At 68.8% G+C, this 19,307-nt stretch carries 17 protein-coding genes and 2 pseudogenes; 8 read left to right on the top strand and 11 right to left on the bottom strand.

Annotated elements, in window-relative coordinates; genetic code table 11:
- Window positions 1-108: 108 nt before the first annotated feature.
- On the top strand, window positions 109-600 hold the full coding sequence (locus ABZ898_RS27545) for a VOC family protein (RefSeq protein ID WP_361664415.1): 492 nt from the start codon (window positions 109-111) through the stop codon (window positions 598-600).
- Between the two features lie 140 nt (window positions 601-740).
- Here ABZ898_RS27545 and ABZ898_RS27540 read toward each other — a convergent pair whose 3' ends face one another.
- Complete coding sequence (locus ABZ898_RS27540) at window positions 741-1,499, bottom strand: MerR family transcriptional regulator (protein WP_361664553.1); 759 nt, start codon at window positions 1,497-1,499, stop codon at window positions 741-743.
- Window positions 1,500-1,764: 265 nt separating this feature from the next.
- Here ABZ898_RS27540 and ABZ898_RS27535 point away from each other — a divergent pair, with 265 nt between their 5' ends.
- Window positions 1,765-2,991 (top strand): serine hydrolase domain-containing protein, encoded by a 1,227-nt coding sequence (locus ABZ898_RS27535; protein ID WP_361664413.1) that lies wholly within the window; start codon window positions 1,765-1,767, stop codon window positions 2,989-2,991.
- Window positions 2,992-3,464: 473 nt separating this feature from the next.
- The gene (locus ABZ898_RS27530; protein ID WP_361664410.1) at window positions 3,465-3,788 is read left to right on the top strand and encodes a hypothetical protein; all 324 of its coding nucleotides are present in this window, start codon (window positions 3,465-3,467) and stop codon (window positions 3,786-3,788) included.
- 330 nt (window positions 3,789-4,118) lie between these two features.
- On the opposite strand, the gene ABZ898_RS27525 is transcribed toward ABZ898_RS27530, so the two are convergent.
- The 3 genes from ABZ898_RS27525 to ABZ898_RS27515 form a co-directional block, all read right to left on the bottom strand.
- A complete protein-coding gene (locus tag ABZ898_RS27525; RefSeq protein ID WP_361664407.1) occupies window positions 4,119-4,841 on the bottom strand; it encodes a tetratricopeptide repeat protein in 723 nt (240 codons plus the stop codon).
- On the bottom strand, window positions 4,838-5,374 hold the full coding sequence (locus tag ABZ898_RS27520; protein ID WP_361664405.1) for a hypothetical protein: 537 nt from the start codon (window positions 5,372-5,374) through the stop codon (window positions 4,838-4,840). Before ABZ898_RS27520 ends, ABZ898_RS27525 begins: the two co-directional genes overlap by 4 nt.
- Before the next feature lie 284 nt (window positions 5,375-5,658).
- Window positions 5,659-6,618 (bottom strand): SGNH/GDSL hydrolase family protein, encoded by a 960-nt coding sequence (locus tag ABZ898_RS27515; protein ID WP_361664402.1) that lies wholly within the window; start codon window positions 6,616-6,618, stop codon window positions 5,659-5,661.
- Between the two features lie 134 nt (window positions 6,619-6,752).
- Between ABZ898_RS27515 and ABZ898_RS27510 the strand changes: the two are divergent.
- Window positions 6,753-6,953: pseudogene (locus ABZ898_RS27510) on the top strand (phosphodiesterase); the annotation flags it as partial.
- A 56-nt stretch (window positions 6,954-7,009) separates the two neighbouring features.
- On the opposite strand, the gene ABZ898_RS27505 reads toward ABZ898_RS27510, so the two are convergent.
- The gene (locus tag ABZ898_RS27505; protein ID WP_361664399.1) at window positions 7,010-7,792 is read right to left on the bottom strand and encodes a helix-turn-helix transcriptional regulator; all 783 of its coding nucleotides are present in this window, start codon (window positions 7,790-7,792) and stop codon (window positions 7,010-7,012) included.
- Between the two features lie 65 nt (window positions 7,793-7,857).
- On the opposite strand from ABZ898_RS27505, the gene ABZ898_RS27500 reads away from it, so the two are divergent.
- Together ABZ898_RS27500 and ABZ898_RS27495 are read left to right on the top strand one after the other, a co-directional pair.
- A complete protein-coding gene (locus ABZ898_RS27500) occupies window positions 7,858-9,318 on the top strand; it encodes an MFS transporter (protein ID WP_361664396.1) in 1,461 nt (486 codons plus the stop codon).
- A gap of 119 nt (window positions 9,319-9,437) precedes the next feature.
- Window positions 9,438-10,340: a carbon-nitrogen hydrolase family protein gene (locus ABZ898_RS27495; protein ID WP_361664393.1), complete on the top strand. Its 903-nt coding sequence runs from the start codon at window positions 9,438-9,440 to the stop codon at window positions 10,338-10,340.
- Between the two features lie 758 nt (window positions 10,341-11,098).
- On the opposite strand, the gene ABZ898_RS27490 is transcribed toward ABZ898_RS27495, so the two are convergent.
- From ABZ898_RS27490 to ABZ898_RS27480, 3 genes are all read right to left on the bottom strand, one after another.
- A complete protein-coding gene (locus ABZ898_RS27490; protein ID WP_361664390.1) occupies window positions 11,099-12,259 on the bottom strand; it encodes an NAD-dependent formate dehydrogenase in 1,161 nt (386 codons plus the stop codon).
- 67 nt (window positions 12,260-12,326) lie between these two features.
- Entirely contained in the window at window positions 12,327-13,307 is a 981-nt protein-coding gene (locus ABZ898_RS27485; protein WP_361664387.1) for an NAD(P)H-quinone oxidoreductase, read from the bottom strand.
- 59 nt (window positions 13,308-13,366) lie between these two features.
- On the bottom strand, window positions 13,367-13,990 hold the full coding sequence (locus ABZ898_RS27480; protein ID WP_361664384.1) for a flavin reductase family protein: 624 nt from the start codon (window positions 13,988-13,990) through the stop codon (window positions 13,367-13,369).
- Window positions 13,991-14,008: 18 nt separating this feature from the next.
- On the opposite strand from ABZ898_RS27480, the gene ABZ898_RS27475 reads away from it, so the two are divergent.
- Window positions 14,009-14,386 (top strand): hypothetical protein, encoded by a 378-nt coding sequence (locus ABZ898_RS27475; RefSeq protein ID WP_361664381.1) that lies wholly within the window; start codon window positions 14,009-14,011, stop codon window positions 14,384-14,386.
- Here ABZ898_RS27475 and ABZ898_RS27470 read toward each other — a convergent pair.
- Both ABZ898_RS27470 and ABZ898_RS27465 read right to left on the bottom strand, forming a co-directional pair.
- Window positions 14,349-14,747, bottom strand: coding sequence for a hypothetical protein (locus tag ABZ898_RS27470; RefSeq protein ID WP_361664379.1), 399 nt, complete (start codon window positions 14,745-14,747; stop codon window positions 14,349-14,351). The two genes, ABZ898_RS27475 and ABZ898_RS27470, sit on opposite strands and share 38 nt — an antisense overlap.
- Window positions 14,744-15,172 (bottom strand): hypothetical protein, encoded by a 429-nt coding sequence (locus tag ABZ898_RS27465; protein WP_361664376.1) that lies wholly within the window; start codon window positions 15,170-15,172, stop codon window positions 14,744-14,746. Before ABZ898_RS27465 ends, ABZ898_RS27470 begins: the two co-directional genes overlap by 4 nt.
- A gap of 331 nt (window positions 15,173-15,503) precedes the next feature.
- On the opposite strand from ABZ898_RS27465, the pseudogene ABZ898_RS27460 reads away from it, so the two are divergent.
- Window positions 15,504-15,716, top strand: a pseudogene (locus ABZ898_RS27460) (cold-shock protein).
- 526 nt (window positions 15,717-16,242) lie between these two features.
- On the opposite strand, the gene ABZ898_RS27455 reads toward ABZ898_RS27460, so the two are convergent.
- Complete coding sequence (locus ABZ898_RS27455) at window positions 16,243-18,756, bottom strand: Helicase associated domain protein (protein ID WP_361664374.1); 2,514 nt, start codon at window positions 18,754-18,756, stop codon at window positions 16,243-16,245.
- Window positions 18,757-19,307 lie beyond the last annotated feature (551 nt).

Here is a 19,307-nt window from a genome sequence, read left to right as displayed (position 1 = left end):
CTGATCCCTCTGCCTCTGGGCGACGCTTGACCTCAAGGAAACTTGAGCTTCTAGGTTCCTTCCGGAGCCGCAGGAACCGACCGGCGGTGCCTTTCAAGGAGGTTCGCCATGACCGAGCGCGCAGTCCCCACCGAGATCCCCGACCGCTACCGCTATGCCGTGATCCCGCACATCATGGTCGAAGACGCCGCCGCGGCGATCGATTTCTACGAACGGGCGTTCGGTGCCCGTGAGGACTTCAGGGTCGATGCTCCGGGCGGCGGGATTCTGCACGCCGAGATCACCATCGGACGGTCGGTGCTGATGCTGGGCGACGCCGGCGTGGACGGGGCGAAGACCGCCTCCTTCGCCGCGCCGACCTCGCTCGGCGGCGGTACGTCCGTCACGCTGCACGTCTTCGTGTCGGACGTCGACAGCCTGGCGGAGCGCGCGCAGGCGGCCGGCGCCGAGATCCTCCAGCCGCCGAAAGACATGTTCCACGGTGACCGCACCGTCATCCTCAAGGACCCTTCGGGTCACCTGTGGGTATTTCTGACCCATGTGGAAGACGTGTCGGGCGAGGAGCTCCGGCGTCGCCTGGCCGCCGCCGGGTTGGAGTGACTGGCGAGAGCGAGCGTGCTCCCGTGCTGTTGGTGACATGCAGCGAGCGGATCTGGCTTCGCCTCGGCGTTCCCGCTCGGTACCGGCACCGGCCCCGCACCCGCCGACCCGGCTGCCGTGCCGGGTCCGCCGAGCGACCGTCACTGTCTCGGAACGGTGATGCCCGCTGCGCGCAAGTGCGCCTCGACCAGGGTGTTCAACCGGGCGATGGACGGTGACTGGTCTGCCCGGTGATGGTTGACCATGGCGTACCGGGAGGCGGCGTCGGACTGGTCCTGAAACCCGGCCGGCATCGCCAGCAGCGCCTGTTGGGTCAGCAGTCTGTCGGCCAGAGCGGACGCCAACTCCTCGATCCGCGGGTCGTCCGGATCCCAGGCCCTCGCATCCCAACCGCGCTTGGTCAGCTCGACGGACTCGGGGTCGTCCAGGGAGTGTTCGAGCCGGGCGAGGAAACTGTCGAAGATCTCCGGAACCAGTGCCCGGGCCAGCACCAGAGCCTCCCGTTGACCGGCCACGTAGTCGGGACCGAAGCCGAGTTCGACGAGCCGCTCCAAGACCGCGCAGGCCCGGTCGGGCAGCAGGGCGCGGTCACCATGGTCGAGACGGTGCAGCCTGTCGCGGCGCGCGATCAGGTCGTCGATCCGTTCGGTGAGTTGCTGGTGGACGTCGTCCAGGGTGGCGGCGAACGTCGTGGGATCGGCATCGAGCAGGTCACCGATCTCGGCCAGCGGCACGCCTGCCGCGGCCAGGGTCCGGACCTGGACCAGCCGGAACAGCTCGTCCGACCGGTAACGGCGGTAGCCGGAGCCGTCGCGTTCCGGCTCGGCCACCAGGCCGAGCCGGTGATAGTGCCGCACGGTTTTGATCGTGACACCGACGAACGCCGCCGCCTGACCGATCGTGAGCCCTTCTGCTATCGGCTCGGCGCACCTCCGGATCGTGGGCGGCTACGGTCTCACGCACCGCGTCGGTGACGCCCGGGAAGTCCGGATGATCACCGGGATGAGATTAGCGCGCACCAGCGGTGCCGGTCACCCATTGATCCGTACAGAGGGTTGACCTTGACCTTGGGTCAAGGCTGCAGGCTCTGCACATGGCCGTTCGAAGGGCCAGGCAGCCAATCCTGGCCGCCGTGAGAACGACACCGTGAACAGGAGATTCATCATGGGGACAAGCAACAGCGGCTTCTCCGACGCAGGGCTGCGCCGGCTGCGCGAGGTGCTGACACAGCACGTTGAGTCCAAGAAGATTCCCGGCCTAGTCGCCCTCGTCGGCCGCGGCGGCCGGACGCACGTCGAAGCGATCGGGACGATGGGACATGACGGTGGCGCGCCGATGCGCCGGGACACGATCTTCCGTATGGCGTCCACGTCCAAGCCGGTCACGATGGCGGCGGCGATGCTCCTCCTCGACGAGTGCCGACTGCGGCTGGACGACCCCGTGGACCAGTGGCTGCCCGAACTCGCCGACCGGCAGGTGCTGAAGCGGCCCGACGGACCCCTGGACGACACCGTCCCGGCACACCGGCCGATCACCGTACGGGACCTGCTGACCTCCACGTTCGGGCTCGGGGTGGACTTCGAGTCGATGGCCTCCCCGATCAGGGCCGCGACCTTTGAGCGTCTCGACTACAGCGTGGCATCCGAGCCGGCCCCGGAGCCGGACGAGTGGATGCGCCGCCTCGGCGAACTGCCGCTGCAGTACCAGCCCGGAGTGCGGTGGCAGTACGACCTCAGCAACGAGGTGGTCGGTGTGCTGGTCTCCAGGGTCACGGGACAGTCGTTGGAGACGTTCCTGCGGGCACGCATCCTCGAGCCGCTGGGGATGAAGGACACCGCCTTCCACGTGCCCGCCGACAAGATCGACCGACTGCCGCCGCTGTACGGGCCCGACCCGCGGACCGGCGAGTTCCTCGTGTGGGACGAGGCGGCAGGGGGCAGGTTCAGCGCGCCTCCCGCGTTCCAGGGCGCCGGCGGCGGGCTGGTCTCCACCGCCGACGACTACCACGCCTACTTCCAGATGCTGCTGAACCACGGGATGCACGGGAGTGAACGGATCTTGTCCCGGGCCGCCGTCGAGTTGATGACCACCAACCGCCTCTCGCCCGAGCAACTAGCCGCCCGTGAGGCCATGTTCAGCAACGTCGCCCACCTCTCGTCCGGCCAGGGGGCGAACGGCGGCTGGGGCTTCGGGATGGCGGTGCGCACCTGTCGCAGCGACTACGCGCCCATCGGCCAGTTCGGCTGGTTCGGCGGTTCCGGCACCACCGCCTACGCGGACAGGACCAACCAGCTCACCGGAGTCCTGCTCACCCAGGTCGGCCTGTCCACCCCGGATTCGCCGCGTGCCATGAACGACTTCTGGACCACCCTCTACCAGGCCATCGACTGACGACGAGCTGGTACCGCATCAGGCAACATTCGCCCTGTCGACGACTTGGCGTAGGCGTTCGCCGGTGGCGTGGCGGTTTCGGCAGATGGGCCTAGATGCGGTTCAGCCAGGAGCTGATGGTTGATGTGTAGGCGAACTCGACGTTGTCGGCTGCGGCCCAGTCGCGCTGGTGATGGCATCAACCACCGCTTCTCCCTCTGTCGATCAACCTGATCGGGGGATAAGATCACCAGCAAGGCGGGGCCGTAGCACAGAGGTAGTGCGCCGCGACATCATCTCGGAGGACGTCGGTTCGAATCCGACCGCCCCGCCCCTTAAGCAACAGCGCCCTCTGACCGCCTCCGGCGGCCGGTGATTCGGCGCAGAAACAGCATTGGTCGCCCCGGTCCCTGTTCCTGTGGTCGCCCCATCATGCACTTCGCTCAGGGTTGGGTGCCACCACGCGACCTGCGCGGCATAAGGTCGGGTGCACCATGACCGACCACGACATCTACGGCACCAGGAGTCACACTGCCGACGAGCTTGCGTGCCTCGCCAGCAGCTCCCTCGGGCTGGTCTTCACCGAGCACGACAGCTCTTACCGGGGGATCTATCACCGCGCGGACGGCCCCGACTGCAGAATCGAGATCCAGCCGAACCCGATTCCCGGCGACGACGATGAAGACGACCTCTACGCCCCCGAGCATCCGACCGCACGGGTGTTGATGCTGACGACCACTTCAGAACCCAACGTCACCCTGCGGAGTCGACTGCTTGCCATCGAAGGGCTTACCCACCTCAAGCACGAGTCATGGTGACCAGATCGAAGCCTCACCCCGCCCGTCGGGGTCAGCCGGCGCAGGCTGGACACCAGGATGACGGTCGCCGGGGTGGGCTGTGACTGCGGGCGTCGCACTCGTCAACCACGGCCTGGTCGAAGCGCGGGAGCGCGGCTGGAGCCCCGGGTTTCACGCGTTGAGGATGGCGCCCTCGCCGCGTGAGCGTCGACCAGTGCTGTTGAACCGCGAGTACGGGTGATCAAGCTGGTGCATGGCGGACGCTCCAGGGCGATCATGACGGCGTCGACGCCGAGGTGTCCGATGACGTTGCTCAGCAGGTCGTGGTCGGATCGGCAGAAGCCCATCGACTCAGCCACGCATGCCCAAAGCGGCTTCTCGAGCGGAAGAAAGATTCCCGCGAACACCTGCAGTGCGGGGATGCGCCTCGCCCAGTACAGCCACAGAGTGGGTCACGGTCCTTTCAAGTAGGGCGCTGGCGCGGTCGAAGTCTCCTGCCGCCTGGTAGGCGGCGGCGAGGTTGTTGCGGCTGTGCAGGGTGTCGGGGTGGAGGTCGCCCAGGACCGTAACCAACGTGCGGGCGTCGAGTTCCTCCCGCACGGTGGGCGCAGTGTTCTTGGAGACGAGCTGCAAGAGCAGGTCGGTCGCGTCGTCGGGGTCGAGCGAGCTCAAGGGCCACGTGGCGACAGCATCAGGCCAGCCGGTAGCCCGACGGTCGGTGGCCAGGTGATGGCCGCAGTGCAAGGCGCCGAGGTAGGGGCTGAGGTCGTCGGGGTCTTCGACGTTGTCGTAGATGAGCAGCCAGTTGTCGTGCCAGGCCAGCCACTGCACTGCCCACGCCACCAGTACGCCGCGCTCGGCGGTGGCCGCCCATTCTGGAGTCAGACGGTGGGTGAGGGCGATCAGGGATCCTTCGATCTCGTCGGGGGAGGCGCCGTTGAACCACCAGATCAGCCCGTAGTCTCCGCGGTGGCGGTGGGCGTAGTTGCAGGGCCAGGGTGCTCTTGCCGATCCCCCCCCGAGCCCGTGTGCGGTCCCGCCCTGCGAGATCGCGCCCTCACCAGAGCTGATCAAGGTGCGGCGCAGCCAGGCCAGTTCCTCCTCGCGCCCGAGGCACAGACCGGCCGGCGGCAGATTCGAGGTTCCCGGAGCCGCCTCCGTCCGCTGTGCCGCCCGCAAGGCATCCGGGGGGGCAGGACGACATGCCCGCTGATGGCAGTCCCGATGTGCTGCGCGGCGATCGAATGCTCACTAGCCGCCGTGATTGGCACCCCACCCGCAGCCTGAGCGGGCAGCAGCCCGGCCCGCTCCTCCCGGAGCTCGACATCATCCTGCAGGGCCTGCTTGAGGATCCGGCTCAGTGCAGCGGTGGTGTACGCATCGCTGTCTTCGTCGACGGCTTCCTTTACAACCTGCTCCAGCTCCGCCCGCCCCGCGACATCGCGCCGACGCCATACCGCCTGCAGGATCCGCTGCCCCGCACTCACGGTGCTGTCCGCGGCCGCGTCCGTCGTCCGGGTCAGCACCGCGGCACCGTAAGCGCTCACCGCAGTGGTCACGGCCGGGCCGCCCTGCTCCATCCACTGCGCGATTTCGGCACTCACCATGACCCAACCCTTGGCCACCCCCTGGTGCCGAACATCTTCGGCACCAGCCCATACGGTGCGCTTCAGGATATGGATGCCGCCCTACGGCGCGCAGGGCTTCTGAGGAGTGCACCTATCTCCCGTTCCAGGCTCCGACCTGCCGGGCGACGGGGGCCGCGTCCGTGCCATGGCGCACGAATCTGGTCAGGTGTGAGAAGCCGAGATGGATGGGCGTGGAAAGAGGGACCCGCCCCGACTGGTGCCGGGGCCAGTCCCTCGGGAGCGTCCCGAGCGGCGTGGTGGGGTCAGTTGGTGGTGAGAGTGTTGAGCAGGGCTTCTTCGATGTGGTCGGCGGCGTTGCGGTGGCCGAGGGCGTTGGGGTGGACGAAGGACAGCTGGTCGGGGAGGGTGATGAATCCTTCGACCCACTTGGTGTTGTCACAGACACTGTGGTTCTGGGACGAGGGGGAGAGGTCGACGAAGTCGGCGTAGTCCTGAGTGCCGGCCGACTTCTCGATGGCCTGGTTGAGGGGGTCCAGGACGTCGGTGCGCAGCCAGGCCAGGTCGCCCTGGGTGATGGTGCCGAACTGTGTCAGGTCGCCGTAGGTGCACTTGGAGGCGTCGTTGGGGATGATCGTGGGGTAGCCGACGGCCAGGATCTTCGCCTTCGGGGCGCGCTCATGCAGAACGATGAGCATCCGGTCGTACTCGGTGCTCACCTTGTCCAGCCGGGCCTGGATGCCGGAGCCCAGGGCGTCCTTGCAGGGGGTTCCCTTGCCCTCCGCTTCCGCGCCCAGGGTCGGGCACTTCATGAGGATGTCGGCGAAGCCAAGGGTGTTGCCGCCTACGCCGACGGTGATGACGTCCGTGCCGGGCCCCACCGCCTCCGACTGCGGGGGCACTGCGGGGAAGGGGTAGCCCGGGTCTGCGGAGATGGGCGGCAGGTGGCGGCCGATCGGGTCCTGGGCCCGGTCGGTGATGGTCTCGATCGTGGCGGCACCGCAGCTGACATTGGTCAGCTCGAAGAGACCGCCGAAGTCACGGTCGATCACCTGCGGGTAGGAACGGTCGGTGCGCTCGCAGCCGTCACGCGGGACTTCGAAGGTGTCCCCGGCGGCGCGGATGACGCCGGCGGTGTAGGAGTCGCCCAGAGCGACCCACTGCTTCTCCTCGGCGGCGGAAGCGGGCAGGGTGACGGCGATCTGAACGGCGGTGAGGGCTGCGGCCGCGCCGAGCAGGGCGACGCGGGTACCGATGCGGGCCACGACATCTCCATGGTGAGGGTGACAATCCACCGCGACCATATACGCAGAGTCACCGATAATGCTGGAATGGTTACGGAGCTTGACATCGTCATGCTGGAACAGCCGCACAGCCGGCCACCCTGCTGAGGCGCCCCCCCCAGATCGTCGCCCTGACCGGACACGCCCACACGGCGGCAGCCTCGACCTTCGCGGCCCACTCCGGCCCAGTTGTCACTGGGCCCCTGAGGATGCCCTGGGAAGGTGACGACCTCGCGGACCGGGTCCAGTCACCCGGCATCGCCCATGTACTGGGTGGCGGCCGACGCTTGACCACCCACTACCGCGTCGTCCTCTGAGCCCGCCGAGTCCGCTCGCCCCGGAGTCCTTGTAGTCCGCAGGGTTGTTCCCGCGGTCAGCCAGCCAGCCGTAGGTGGAAGGTTCCGGCCAGGCCGTCGGTGCCGGACTCGGTGACATGGACGACGCGGGGGCTGTTGCCGTAGCGCAGCCAGCCCAACTCGAAGAGCCGGGCGGTCAGCGCCGCGCCCACCGCGCCCGCGAGGTGGTGGCGCTGCTCGCTCCAGTCCACGCAGTACCGGATCAACGGGCGGCGGGACGGCAGCCGGGCCAGGTCGACGCCGAACCGGACCAGCGCCTGCCGGCCGGTCTCGGTGAGCCGGTAGTCGACGTCATGGCCGTATCCGGCCGCGCCGTCGCGCACCGCTTGGTCGGGGCGGTGGGTGCCGTCGTGCCCGGCGAGCAGGCCGCCCTCGAGCAGGGACTCCAGCAGGCCCACACCGAGTTCGCCGGCGAGATGGTCGTAACAGGTGCGGGAACGGCGCAGCGCGCCGGCGGTGCTGCTCTCCCGCAGTGAGGTGACCGGGAGGGGCTGCGCGATGACGGCCAGCGCCTCCAGGGCGAGGCTGATGTCCGGGCCGGCCAGGCGGTAGTAACGGCACCGGCCCGCGCTTTCCACGCTGACCATGCGCGCCTCGACGAGCTTGCCCAGATGGACACTTGCCGTCGCGGCGCTCACGCCTGCCTCGACGGCAAGCAGCCCGGCGGGCAACGCGCGGCCGTCGCCGAGCGCCTTCAGCATCCGGGCGCGCGAGGGATCGGCGATCAGGGCGGCAGCCCGGGCGATGTCGGGCTGATGGTGCACCTGGTCCCGGCGTCGACCGCTCATCGTCCTGGCCATAGGGCAAGCATAGTCCGGCAACACTTCGACGGGTGACGAAGTTTCGTGACCCGAGACTGGATCACATGACCTCCACCGAGCCCTCCTGCTCCGGCACGCGCACACCCGTCGCCGCCGCCCCGCCCTCCGGCCGGCCGACGCTCTCGCTGCCGCCGCTCATCGCGCTGAGCCTCGGCTACTTCCTGGTGATGCTCGACGTCACCGTCGTGAACGTGGCCGTGCCCTCCCTCCAGGACTCGCTGCACGCCAGTCCTGCGGACATGCAGTGGATCGTCGACGGCTACAGCGCCGTCTTCGCCGGACTGCTGCTGCTCGGCGGCGCACTCGGCGACCGTTTCGGGCACCGCAGGCTGTTCCTCGCCGGCCTGGGAGCTTTCGCGGCAGCCTCAGCGGGCTGCGGGGTGGCGTCCGCACCGCAGGTCCTGATCGCGGCCCGGCTCGCCCAGGGCGCCGGCGCCGCGCTGCTGGTGCCCGCGTCGTTCGCCCTGCTCCAGGCCGCCTACCCCGACCGAGCCCAGCGTGCCCGGGCGGTCGGCTACTGGGGACTCGTCTCGGCAGTCGCGTTCGGCGCCGGACCCGCGGTCGGTGGCCTGCTGGTCTCCGGCTTCGACTGGCGTTCGGTGTTCTGGGTGAACCTGCCCGTGGCGGCGGCAGCGGTCCTGCTGACCCTGCGTCACGTGCCGGCACCGGCCCGGTCGTCCCGGCCGGGCCGGATGGACCCGGCCGGTCTGCTGCTCGGCGTGGGCGGGCTGCTCGGGCTGGCCGGCGGCCTCAACGAAGCAGGCACCGCCGGGTGGACCTCGCCACGGGTGCTGACACTCTTCGCGGCAGGCACTGTAGCCCTGGCCGCGTTCATCGCCGTCGAACTGCGGCTGGAGAGGGCCGCCGCCCTGCGCCCGGAGGGCAGACAGCCGCTGCTGCCGCTGTCGCTCCTCCGCGAGATCCGGCTCAGCGCGACCAACCTCATCGGCCTGCTCCTCAGCTTCGGCTACTACGGAATCCTCTTCGTCGCCACGCTGTACTTCCAGCAGGAGCGTCACCTCAGCCCCCTGGCCACGGGGTTCGCCCTGCTGCCATCGGTCTGCATGGGCTTCCTCGCGGCCCCGCTGTCGAGCCGCCTTACCGCCCGCAACGGCCCGTACCCGCCCATGACCGGCGCGCTGCTCCTCGGCAGCGCCGGCTTCCTGGGCTGGCTGGCCGCCGGACCCGACACCCCCTACCCCGTGCTGCTCTTCGCGCTCATGGCCACGGGCCTGGCGACACCCGTCACCGTCGTGGCCGCCACCGTCGCCGTCATGGAGGCGAGCCCCGCGGACAAGGCCGGCGTGGCGTCAGCGCTGTTCAACGTCTCCCGCCAGGTGGGCTGCGCCATCGGTGTCGCCCTCTTCGGCACACTCCTCACCTCGACGGGCGGCAGGATCGAGGGCCTGCACGCGTCCGCGGTCATCGCGGCGGTGGCGTTCCTGCTGGCATCGGCGCTGGCAGCAACCGTAGGGCGCCGAGCGGATGTCGCCCAGGCTCGGTGAACTGCCTGAACTGCGCCGCGAACCGTGCGGACAACGACAACGCGTCCTGTGAGGTGTCTTTCCTGCGGGGGAGTGCCTGATGTGAGCTGGATGATCGTGGAGTGGCAGGATCGAACTCCATGAAGATCGCAGCAGGTCAGTTCACCTGTGTTCCGGCTGATGTAGCCGCCAATGTCCGTCAGATGACCGTCCTCGCGGGCCAGGCCCGCGCTCAGGGCGCGGAGCTCGTGGTGTTCCCCGAGCTGGCCCTGACCGGGTACGAGCTTGAGACTGTCCTCGCCGACCCGGGGCTGTGGGCGACGGCGGACGATCCGCGCCTGGACATGCTCCGGGACAGTGGCATCGCCACCGTCGTCAATTGCGCAGCAGCCACCGGCGGGCCCCGCCCCGCGATCGAGACCCTGGTCTTCGGGGCGGACGGCGAACTGCTCACCAGCTACCGCAAGCAGCACCTGTTCGAGCATGAGCAGGCGGTGTTCACCGCCGGGCACCACGACGGACGATTCGACTTCAACGGTGTGCGCTTCGCGCTCGCCACCTGCTACGACAACCACTTCCCCGACCTGACCGCACGCGGCTCCGCCGACGGCTGTCAGGTACACCTGGCCAGCTCGCTGTACGGCACGGGCAGTGGAGTCGATGAGCTGACGGCGATCTATCCGCGCATCGCCAAAGACTCGAACATGCACGTCGTGCTGGCCAACCATGTCGGACCGGCCGGAGCATGGACCGGCTGCGGCCGCTCCTCCGTCTGGGCCCCGGACGGCACCCTCTCGCGGAAGGCGACACAGCCACGGCCATGCTCGTCACGGCCGACGTCGGATGAGGCCGGGCTGCTCACGCATGAGACCAGTTCCGCATGGTTGTTCACGCTTGAGGTTTACGACACCCCACTGAAGCGTGCCGCCGTCACCCCTTCGAAGCTTCCCGAGCCGCCGATCGGACCTGCCCGGCAAGGGGCTGCTGGTGGTCCCACGAGCGTCGCCCGGCTGGCCGGAACGGCGGCCGATGGCCGTTCCTGAAGGTGTCAGCCCGGCTTCTCCTCTGACCAGAGCGGGTCTGTACGCCGAGGGCTACGTCGCCCTGGTAGCCACCGCGCTTGCCTTCACCGTCTGGTTCACCGGACTGCGGCACCTGCCGACGGGCACCGTGGAATCCGCGGAGCCGTTGAGGTCGGTGACATCGACATCGCGGTCCAGCACACCACTGACCCACGTTGGACCGAGCTAACTCTCGATGCCCTATTTTAGGGCCGCGACGGCTATTCCCCGATGCGTCAGCCTCCGCGCGGCAACCGCCGGGGCGTCAGCTTCCAGTTCCAGGGCCGCGACTCCCCGCAGGGCGAGGACATCAAACTGCTCCTGCTCTGGCGCCAAGACGAACCGGTCACACTCGCCCGACAGTGCCTGGCCGCGATCACACCTGACCCGACTGCCGGCCGCGCGCCCCGCGACCACGTCCTGCCGCCTACGAGACACTCGCCGGCCTCATCCCGCGGCCCGTCCGCATCGACCTCCACCGCTGGTCCACCGACCGCAACATCACCGTGACTGCCCTCTCCCTGCCCGACGCCCAGCCCCGCTCCGCCACAGCCATCAACCACATGGACGACCGGTGGGTACCCAACGGCCCGCTGCGTCGACCTGTGCTGGCGCTACTGGCGAAGCGCCAAACGGTACGTCGCGGACGGACGCCACTGGTTCGAGGTCTTGCCGCAACACCCCGGCAGCCCCCCAATGCCCTGCACATCACACCGGGTGCACGGCCCAGGCTCTAGACGTCACTTCAATTCGTACGACTGGGCCCCCACCCCGGCGAGATTCCCGCCGTCCACGACGAGGTATTCCTCGCAGATGGGGCGCTGCTCGAAATAACACTGGAGGATGTCGAGCGTCCCGGCGGCATAGCGGGCCTGCGCGGAAAGCGTCGTCCCAGAAATGTGGGGCGTCATTCCGTTGAACGGCATCGTGCGCCAGGGATGGTCGGCCGGGGCGGGCTCCGGATACCAGACGTCTCCCGCATAACCGGCGATGTGGCCGGAACGCAGAGCCTCCATGACCGCGTCGCGGTCGACAAGTTTTGCCCGCCCGCAATTGATGATGTACGTCCCGCGTTTCATCGTGCCGAATGTCTCCGCGTTCAGCATGTTCTCCGTCGACGGGTACAACGGCAATTGCAGGCTCAGGATGTCGATATCGGTGATCATCGACTCCAGGTCGGGATGGTAGGTGAGGCCCAGTTCCTTCTCGATCTCTGGGTCGAGCGGGTGTCGCTGGTGGTAGTGCAGTTCCAGGCCGAACGGCTTCAGCCGTCGCAGTACGGCCAGTCCGATACGGCCCGCGCCGACCGCCCCGTACTTCATGCCCTGGACGTCGTAGCCGCGCTCCACACAGTCCGCGATGTTCCAGACCCCGCTGGCGGAAATGCCGTGCGAGGGAAGGTAGTTGCGGACCTGGGACAGGATCATCATGACGGTGTGCTCGGCCACGCTGACACTGTTGGAGCCGGTGACCTCGGCGACGGTGATCCCGGCCTGCGCCGCGGCCTCCAGGTCGACATGGTCGGAGCCGATGCCCGCCGTGAGCGCCAGTTTCAGCTTCGACGCCTTCGCCAGGCGCTCCTTCGTCAGATACGCCGGCCAGAACGGCTGCGAAATGACGACTTCGGCCTCGGGGAGATACTTCTCGAACTCGCTCTGCTCCCCGTCCTTGTCGCTCGTGACGATCAGCCGGTGGCCGTTCTTCTCCAGATAGCTCCGCAGTCCGAGTTCACCGGAGACGCAGCCGACGAGTTCACCCGGCTTGAATCCGAGCGGGCCCTCGGGGGTGGGGGCCGGCCGGCCGTTGACGTTCCATTCGATGTCCGGGATCTCATCCCGCGCATATACCGGCGGATATCCGGCCTGCGGGTCGGGATAGAGCACGCACAGAACGGTCGACATCAGCAACCCCTTCATGAAATGGTGATCATCCGGACACTGCTTTTGATCCCCTCCCCAGTCATCGCCGCTACGGTGCGGTGAGCAGCACCTTGCCGATATGACTGCTGTCCATCGCGCGGTGCGCCTCCGCCGCGTCCCGCATGGGCAGCTCCTGGTCGATCACGGGCCGGACCTTCCCCGACTCGATCAGGGGCCAGACGTGCTCGCGTACGCCCGCGACGATGGCGGCCTTCTCCTTCGGCGGCCGGGCCCGCAGTGAGGTTGCCGTGACGGTGCCCTCCTTCATCAGCAGCGCGGCGATGTTCAGCTCGCCCTTGGTGCCGCCCTGGAGACCGATGATCGCCAGGCGGCCCTCGGTGGCGAGGGCCCGCACATTGCGGTCCAGGTACTCCCCGCCGCCCATGTTGTCGAGGATGACGTCGGCGCCCGCGCCGTCGGTGGCCCGCTCGATCGCGGTGACGAAGTCCTGCTCGTGATAGTTGATCAGGATGTCCGCGCCCAGCTCGGCGCAGAAGTCCAGCTTCGCCCGCGAGCCGGCGGTCACCGCGACGCGGGCGCCGGTCGCCTTGGCCACCTGGATCGCCATGGTGCCGATACCGCCCGCGCCGCCCTGGACGAGGAGCAGCTCGCCGGCGCGCAGCTTCGCGACCATGAAGACGTTGGACCAGACCGTGCACACCACCTCGGGCAGCGCCGCCGCCTGCACCAGGCCGACGCCCTTGGGCACGGGCAGCAGCTGCCCGGCCGGGACGGCGACCTTCTCGGCGTAGCCGCCGCCCGTGAGCAGCGCGCACACCTCGTCGCCGACCGCCCACCCGGAGACCTCGGGGCCGAGCGCGGTGATCCGGCCTGAGCACTCCAGGCCTAGGTAGGGCGAGGCGCCGGGCGGCGAGGGGTAGGCGCCCTGGCGCTGCATGATGTCGGCGCGGTTGACGCCGGTGGCCACGACGTCGACCAGCACCTCGCCCGGACCGGGCACCGGGTCGGGGACCTCGGTCCAGTTCAGCTTCTCGGGGCCGCCGGGTTCGGACACAGTGATCGCGTGCATGCGCGCGACGCTACCCCCGCAAAAGCCGCATAACCGTCAGAATCGCCCGGGGTGAGGTGTCAGCTGCGCTCACCCTGCTGCCAGTCGCGCCAGCGGATGCGAGGCTTCTCCAGCACCTTGCCGAGGATGCCCCACTCGTCGCGGCCCAGCCGGGACAGCGGGCGCAGCCGCTCGATGTCCGGGAGACCGTCCTCGGCGAGCGCCTCTTCGCTGACCACCGCGTGCACCACCCGGCCGAACACCACCGTGGAGTCGCCCAGCGTCAGCAGACTGTGCAGCTCGCACTCCAGCGCCGCCGGCGAGGCCGCGACCCGGGGCGGCTTCACCCGCAGGGAGGGCTCGGGCTCCAGGCCCACCGCCCTGAACTCGCTGACGTCGGACGGGAAGTCCGTCCCGGTGTCGTTGATCTCCTTGAAGAGTCCCTCCGGCGCGAGGTTGACCACGAACTGCCCGGTCTCCTCCACGTTCCGCAGCGAGTCCTTGCGGGTCACCGAGGTGAACTGCACGATCGGCGGGTGCACGCAGGAGACCGAGAAGAAGGAGTGCGGGGCCAGGTTCGGCCGGTCCGGGTGGTCCTTGGGGACCGTGGAGACCCACGCGATCGGCCGCGGCACCACCACCGCGGTGAGGAGCCGGTAGAAGGCGTGGGGAGCCATGGCCGAGGGATCGAAGTCGGAGCGCATGATCCCCAGTATTCCGCCATGACCGAGCGGCGGTGCGTAGCCTCGGGGCTCGTCGATCACCTCGATCACACCGGCGCGCACGGTGCCGCGGACGCGGACGCGGTCGAGGACTGGGGCGACGACATGGAGAACGAAAGGGAAGACGCAAAGCTCCGGCATCCGGTCGGCAGCAGGACTCACGGGGTGGTCCGCATCCGACGACCGTTCGGAGGGTTCATCGAGCTGGACGGCTCTCCCGACGCGATCGGATTCCTGGACATCGCCTCGTACAGCCCCGATCCACCGGCGCTCGACCGGCCTGAGGTCGGAGTAGGAGTTTCGGTCCAAGTGGCGTTCCACGACGAACAGAAGAGGCAGATCAGAGTCCGGGTAGGCGAACCGTTCCGGAGACGTTGATCCACCAGATCAGCGTGTAGTCGCCGCCGCCGCGGCGGCGGTGGGCGTCGTGCAGGGCCAGGGTGCTCTTGCTGATCCCCCCCCCGAGCCCGTGCACGGTCCCGCCCTGCGTGATCGCCCCTTCACCGGAACTCGCCAGGGTGCGGCGCAGCCAGCCCAGTTCCTCTTCCCGCCCAAGACACAGACCGGCCGGCGGCAGGCTCGAAGTACCGGGAGCCGCCTCGGTCCGCTCTACCGCACGCAAGGTTTCCGGGGGCAGGACGATGTCCCCGCTGATCGCCATACCGATGCGATCAGCCGCGATCGACCGCACCCCGTCAGCCCGGACCTGCTGCCCGGGCACACTGTTCTCGTTGGTCATGGGCGGGGTGGGGTGTGGCCGTCACCGGTGATCGCGGTCCCGATGTGCTGCGCGGCGATCGACCGCTCACCAGCCGCCGTCACCGTCACCCCACCCACGGCCGGCGAGGGCGGCAGCCCGGCCAGCTCCTCCCGGAGCTCGGCATCATCTTGCAAGGCCCGCTTGAGAATCCGGCCCAGTACGGCCGTGGTGTACGCCTCGCTGTCCTCCTCGACGGCCTCGTCCACGACCTGCTCCAGCTCCGCCCGCCCCGCGTCATCGCGACGACGCCACACCGCCTGCAGGATCCGCTGCCCCACACCCACGGTGCTGTCCGCGGCCGCGTCCGTCGTCCGGGTCAGGACCGCGGCCCCATACGCGCTCACCGCGGCGGAAACGGCTGGCCCGGCCTGCTCCACCCACTGCGCGATCTCGACACTCACCATGACCCAACCCCCCGGTCGCACACGGGCGCCGAACCTGCCGGCACCAGCCCCTTTCTGGTGCGCTTCTGCATATGGACGCCGCTCTACGGTGCGCAGGACTTCCGGCGAGTGCACTTCCTCCATTGCAGGCTCTGACCTGCCAGGCAACAGGCGGCATCCCCGTCACAGCGCTCGACCCGTAGCGTTGGCGAGCCCGGCGTGTGCCTTGGCTGTCTCCCCAAACCGGATGCCAGCCGATCGGCTTGGACACACCCCTCGCGGCTGACCAGCAACAGGCCGCTCCGAGTGCCATGATCGGGACCGGTTCTACCGAGGGTCTGGGAGAGATGACGTGGCGGAGCGGCAGAACGGCACGGTGAAGTGGTTCAACGAGGAGCAGGGCTACGGGTTCATCGCTGCGGAGTCCGGACCCGATCTGTTCGTCCACTTCAGGGCGATCGAAGGTGACGGCTTCAAGACCCTGTAAGAGGGACAGCGGGTGACCTTCGAAGCCGTCCAGGGCCAGAAAGGCCTGCAGGCCGACAAAGTTCAGGCAGCTGGGTAGCTCCTCTCAAGCGCCACCGCTCACGTATGGGTTCCCCGCCTTGCTTGGATTCTGAGGCATTTGGGGCTTTATGTCGGAGTCGGTGAAAGTCATGAGAATGGGGCTGCGGCCCGCTTAGAGTTGCAGGTCAGTGAGTCTGCTCCCCGCACGCGCGGGGATGCTCCGCCGCATCGCGTCGGCAACGCCACCGTGTGAATGTCAGCCCCGTGCGCCGGCGTGTGGTCCCCGGTCACGTCGCCCTCGTCTCCGCGGGAATGGTCCGGGTGATGCCATCGCGCAGCAGCCCTCAGCGAGGTCGCCCCCGGCGTCCGCGGGGGTGGTCCTTGCAGTCGGGGGCCCGGGTCCTGTCGTTGGCCCTGCGCCCCGGCCATCTGGCTCCGCTTCGTGGATCTACCCATGGCCAGAAGGTCCGTGATGCCAGGCGGCCGTTCGAAGCAGCGCAGGCGCCTGTGCGGGGCCGTCTCCCGGCCCCCACACGACGGAGGGCCCAGTCTCCCGGCCGGGCCCCTCCATGCCCTTTGACGGGCTATGCCGTCTCTTCCTGTGCGTGGGCTTGGATGTGTGCCCATTCCAGTCCGAGGCCGGCCAGCCGCTCCAACTGCTCTCGCCCCAGCCCCGCCCGCCTGCTCTTGATATTGGACAACCACACCCCGAGCCGGACCGATGTTCCGTCTTCCAGAATCTCGGTGTGGGCTCGGCTGACGGCCTCGACACCGCCCGTGCGTGCCCGGCACTGCTCCAGGGCCGCACATCCCCGCAGGAACGCCGCGGACGCGCCCTTGGCCGTTTTCCCGGCCCCCGTCTGCCCGCCCGCCGCCTTCTCGGCCGCCGTTTTCGGCTTCACCGCAGGCAGGGGCGTGACCCCGAGCGCGGTCAGGCGTTCGCGTTGCCCGGCCGCGAGCTGTTCCCACACCACGTGATCACGCTGCCGCTGGAGCCACCGCCCGACATCCGTCCCCGAGGCGGTGACGCCGGGCACGATGTCGTCCAGGCTGCTCCCCATGGCGAGCAGTTGGCCTACGGCCATGTAGGCGCGTTGCCAGTCGACCGGCCAGGCCGGACGCCAGTCCGGATCGATTGCCGCGAGCTGCGCCGCCCGCCGCTGCGCCCGTACCGGGTCTTTCCCCAGTCCGCCTGGCTTGCGGCAGTTGGCGAGCCATTGCCCGACCGGTTTGTCGAGTGCCGATGCGGTGACCGGGGCGGCCAGGGTGCCCGCCGACGCGTAGTAGGCCCGCGCGGCAGCGAGGTTCTCCTCCCACCCCGCATCGGCCGGGTTCCACTCGATCCCCAGCTCCTCCAGGTCCACCGCCCGCTGCGCGGCCAGCGTCCCCGCCTGGAGAGCCCGTCGTTGATCCGCCAGCCACCGCCCCAGCGGGAACGAATGCTGGTTCGGGGTGAGCTCCCGGTGCTCGTACGGCACCGTCAGGTGCCCCGTCCGGCGCTGGAACGCCACCGCGGCGCGATGGCCGGCCTTCCAGTTCGCGTGCTCCGGCTCGAGCAGGTTGTACCTGACGAACCGCGCGACCAGAGCCGGGTCACGATGGCTGCCGAACCGCAGCAGCGCCCGCTGCTCCGCCTCACCCTCCGCAGGCTCCGCGCCCAGGTACGACGAGCCCGCCTTGGTCCGCTTCATTGATTCCTGAGGAATGGCGAGCATTTCCACGGCACGCTCATCATGCGCCCGCAACCCATTCAACACTTTTACCAGCGGCCGATAAGCCAATGAATACGGCATATCCTCCGGGCTCTCGTCCCGCCCGAGAATGACCGGCACCACCAGCGTCGCCATTTTCCCCTGTCCCGGCTTCTGCCTCAGTGCCCTTCCGATTGCCTGGACGATGTCGACGGCCGATCCCTTCGGGTCGATCAGGGCCACCGAGTCCACTGATGGCACGTCAACACCTTCACTCAGGACGCGGCAGTTCGACATCACCGCCCGCCCCACCCGCTCCCCGAACCGGGCCAGCCGATCCGCCCGCAGGTCCGCATCGTGTTCGCCCGACAGCCACGATGTCCACACCTCCGCCGGATACCGGTCCGGGTCCTCGGCGTGCAGCCGCGTGACGATCCTGCCCAGCCCCTCGGAGAACGCCCGCGCCTCCATGGTGCGGTGATGAAACGTGATGCACCGCGTCAGACCATGCGTCGCCATCGTCTCCAGCAGCGCGGCCTGCAGCACCGCCAACCGCTCACCGCGCACACTCTCGTCGTTACGTGCTTCCCCGTAGAGCCGCTCCGGGGTGAGGCTCTCGTCCCGGACCTCCGCCACCACGATCTGATACCGCGCCAGCAGACCCCGCGCGATACTTTCCGACAAGTCCAGCTCGAACAGGACCGGCCCGTAGACCGCCTCATCATCCATCGAACAGGCCATCTCTTCCGGCAGCCGGTCCAGCGCGGCCGGCGCCTGCCCGGCGCCCGTGCCGCGTGCAAGCCGCGGGGCCCGCTCCTCCCAGACCCGGGGCGTCGCCGTCATGTACAGCCGCCGCATCGCGGGCAGCAGCTCCTGGTCGTGCACCGCCGCCCACGCCTTCCCCAAAGATCCACTGGTCCGGTGGGCCTCATCGACCAGGACCAGGTCCCACACATCCATCGGAAGACCGTAGGCACCCGTGTGCGCGTCGCTCAGCACCGGCAAGGAGGCGTACGTCGCAAACACCGTCACGGGCCCGGAGCCGTGCCACAGCGAGAGCTGCGGCACGCTCGTGGTGCACCGCACTCCCATGGCGTGCAGACGCGGGTCGTCATGCAGCGAGCACACCGCCGCCATGGGCCCCGAGTGCCCGAACCCACGCCACTCCACGACGGTCTGAGCGAGCAATTCAAGCGTCGGCACCAGAACCAGCACACGCCCATGCGGAACGAGTTTCTTCGCCGCCGCAGCACCGATGAACGTCTTTCCCGTACCGCACGCACTGACCACCGTTCCGCGCAATCCACCGGACGGAATCCGCTTCCCGGGCGGGATATCCAGGCCCGCCACGATGGCCTCCAGCGCCTCGGTCTGGTGAGGTCGGAGGGGAATAACGTCCTGCGTCATGGGGTCCGTCTCCAGTCCGAGATGGGTAAGCGGTCCGTTCGTGATTCTACCCGGTGCATCAGATCGACGGGTGGGTTTGATGCACCAGCACGCCAGTTCGGCTGATACTCCCCACTCGGCGTCTCGATGCGTGCTACGCTCCCGGACGGTCGAGCGCTTCCGCACGCCGGTCAGGCGCCCCTTTGGGGCGTGTATTCGGTGGTCAGTCAGGTGAGGTCAAGTCAGTTCGGCGTCGTGGTCCTAGAGTTGCTCCCCGCGGGGCCGGCCTCCGGGTGGTGGGCACCGGTTCGTGATTCTACCCGGCAGACGACGTGATGCACCCGCCTCCGCTCCTCCCGCTGCCCGGCGTAAGCCGGTTCGGGGTGGGAGCGGAGCGGACACCCCCAGCGGGCCGCTGTGCGGCCCGCACGCATTGAAGCGCAGCGGAAATGCGGATTCCCGCAAAGCGGGAATCCCATAAAACGCGACAGCGTTTTATGGTTGTTTTTGAATTCCGCTTGCGGAATTCCTGCTTTTCCAGGCGCTCGCGCCTGGTTTCCCGCGGAGCGGGA

It is taken from the genome of Streptomyces sp. NPDC046860 (assembly GCF_040645115.1).
Lineage (GTDB): Bacteria > Actinomycetota > Actinomycetes > Streptomycetales > Streptomycetaceae > Streptomyces.
The sequence above is the reverse complement of the archived record's forward strand: the minus strand, read 5'-3'. Positions and strand labels throughout refer to the sequence as shown.

Coding starts and splice junctions, on each gene's coding strand:
- ABZ898_RS27485 (WP_361664387.1), bottom strand. CDS start 13,307: ATGCACGCGATCACTGTGTCCGAACCCGGCGGCCCCGAGAAGCTGAAC.
- ABZ898_RS27545 (WP_361664415.1), top strand. CDS start 109: ATGACCGAGCGCGCAGTCCCCACCGAGATCCCCGACCGCTACCGCTAT.
- ABZ898_RS27480 (WP_361664384.1), bottom strand. CDS start 13,990: ATGCGCTCCGACTTCGATCCCTCGGCCATGGCTCCCCACGCCTTCTAC.
- ABZ898_RS27455 (WP_361664374.1), bottom strand. CDS start 18,756: ATGACGCAGGACGTTATTCCCCTCCGACCTCACCAGACCGAGGCGCTG.
- ABZ898_RS27520 (WP_361664405.1), bottom strand. CDS start 5,374: ATGGTGAGTGCCGAAATCGCGCAGTGGATGGAGCAGGGCGGCCCGGCC.
- ABZ898_RS27495 (WP_361664393.1), top strand. CDS start 9,438: ATGAAGATCGCAGCAGGTCAGTTCACCTGTGTTCCGGCTGATGTAGCC.
- ABZ898_RS27490 (WP_361664390.1), bottom strand. CDS start 12,259: ATGTCGACCGTTCTGTGCGTGCTCTATCCCGACCCGCAGGCCGGATAT.
- ABZ898_RS27505 (WP_361664399.1), bottom strand. CDS start 7,792: ATGGCCAGGACGATGAGCGGTCGACGCCGGGACCAGGTGCACCATCAG.
- ABZ898_RS27500 (WP_361664396.1), top strand. CDS start 7,858: ATGACCTCCACCGAGCCCTCCTGCTCCGGCACGCGCACACCCGTCGCC.
- ABZ898_RS27535 (WP_361664413.1), top strand. CDS start 1,765: ATGGGGACAAGCAACAGCGGCTTCTCCGACGCAGGGCTGCGCCGGCTG.
- ABZ898_RS27530 (WP_361664410.1), top strand. CDS start 3,465: ATGACCGACCACGACATCTACGGCACCAGGAGTCACACTGCCGACGAG.
- ABZ898_RS27470 (WP_361664379.1), bottom strand. CDS start 14,747: ATGACCAACGAGAACAGTGTGCCCGGGCAGCAGGTCCGGGCTGACGGG.
- ABZ898_RS27465 (WP_361664376.1), bottom strand. CDS start 15,172: ATGGTGAGTGTCGAGATCGCGCAGTGGGTGGAGCAGGCCGGGCCAGCC.
- ABZ898_RS27475 (WP_361664381.1), top strand. CDS start 14,009: ATGACCGAGCGGCGGTGCGTAGCCTCGGGGCTCGTCGATCACCTCGAT.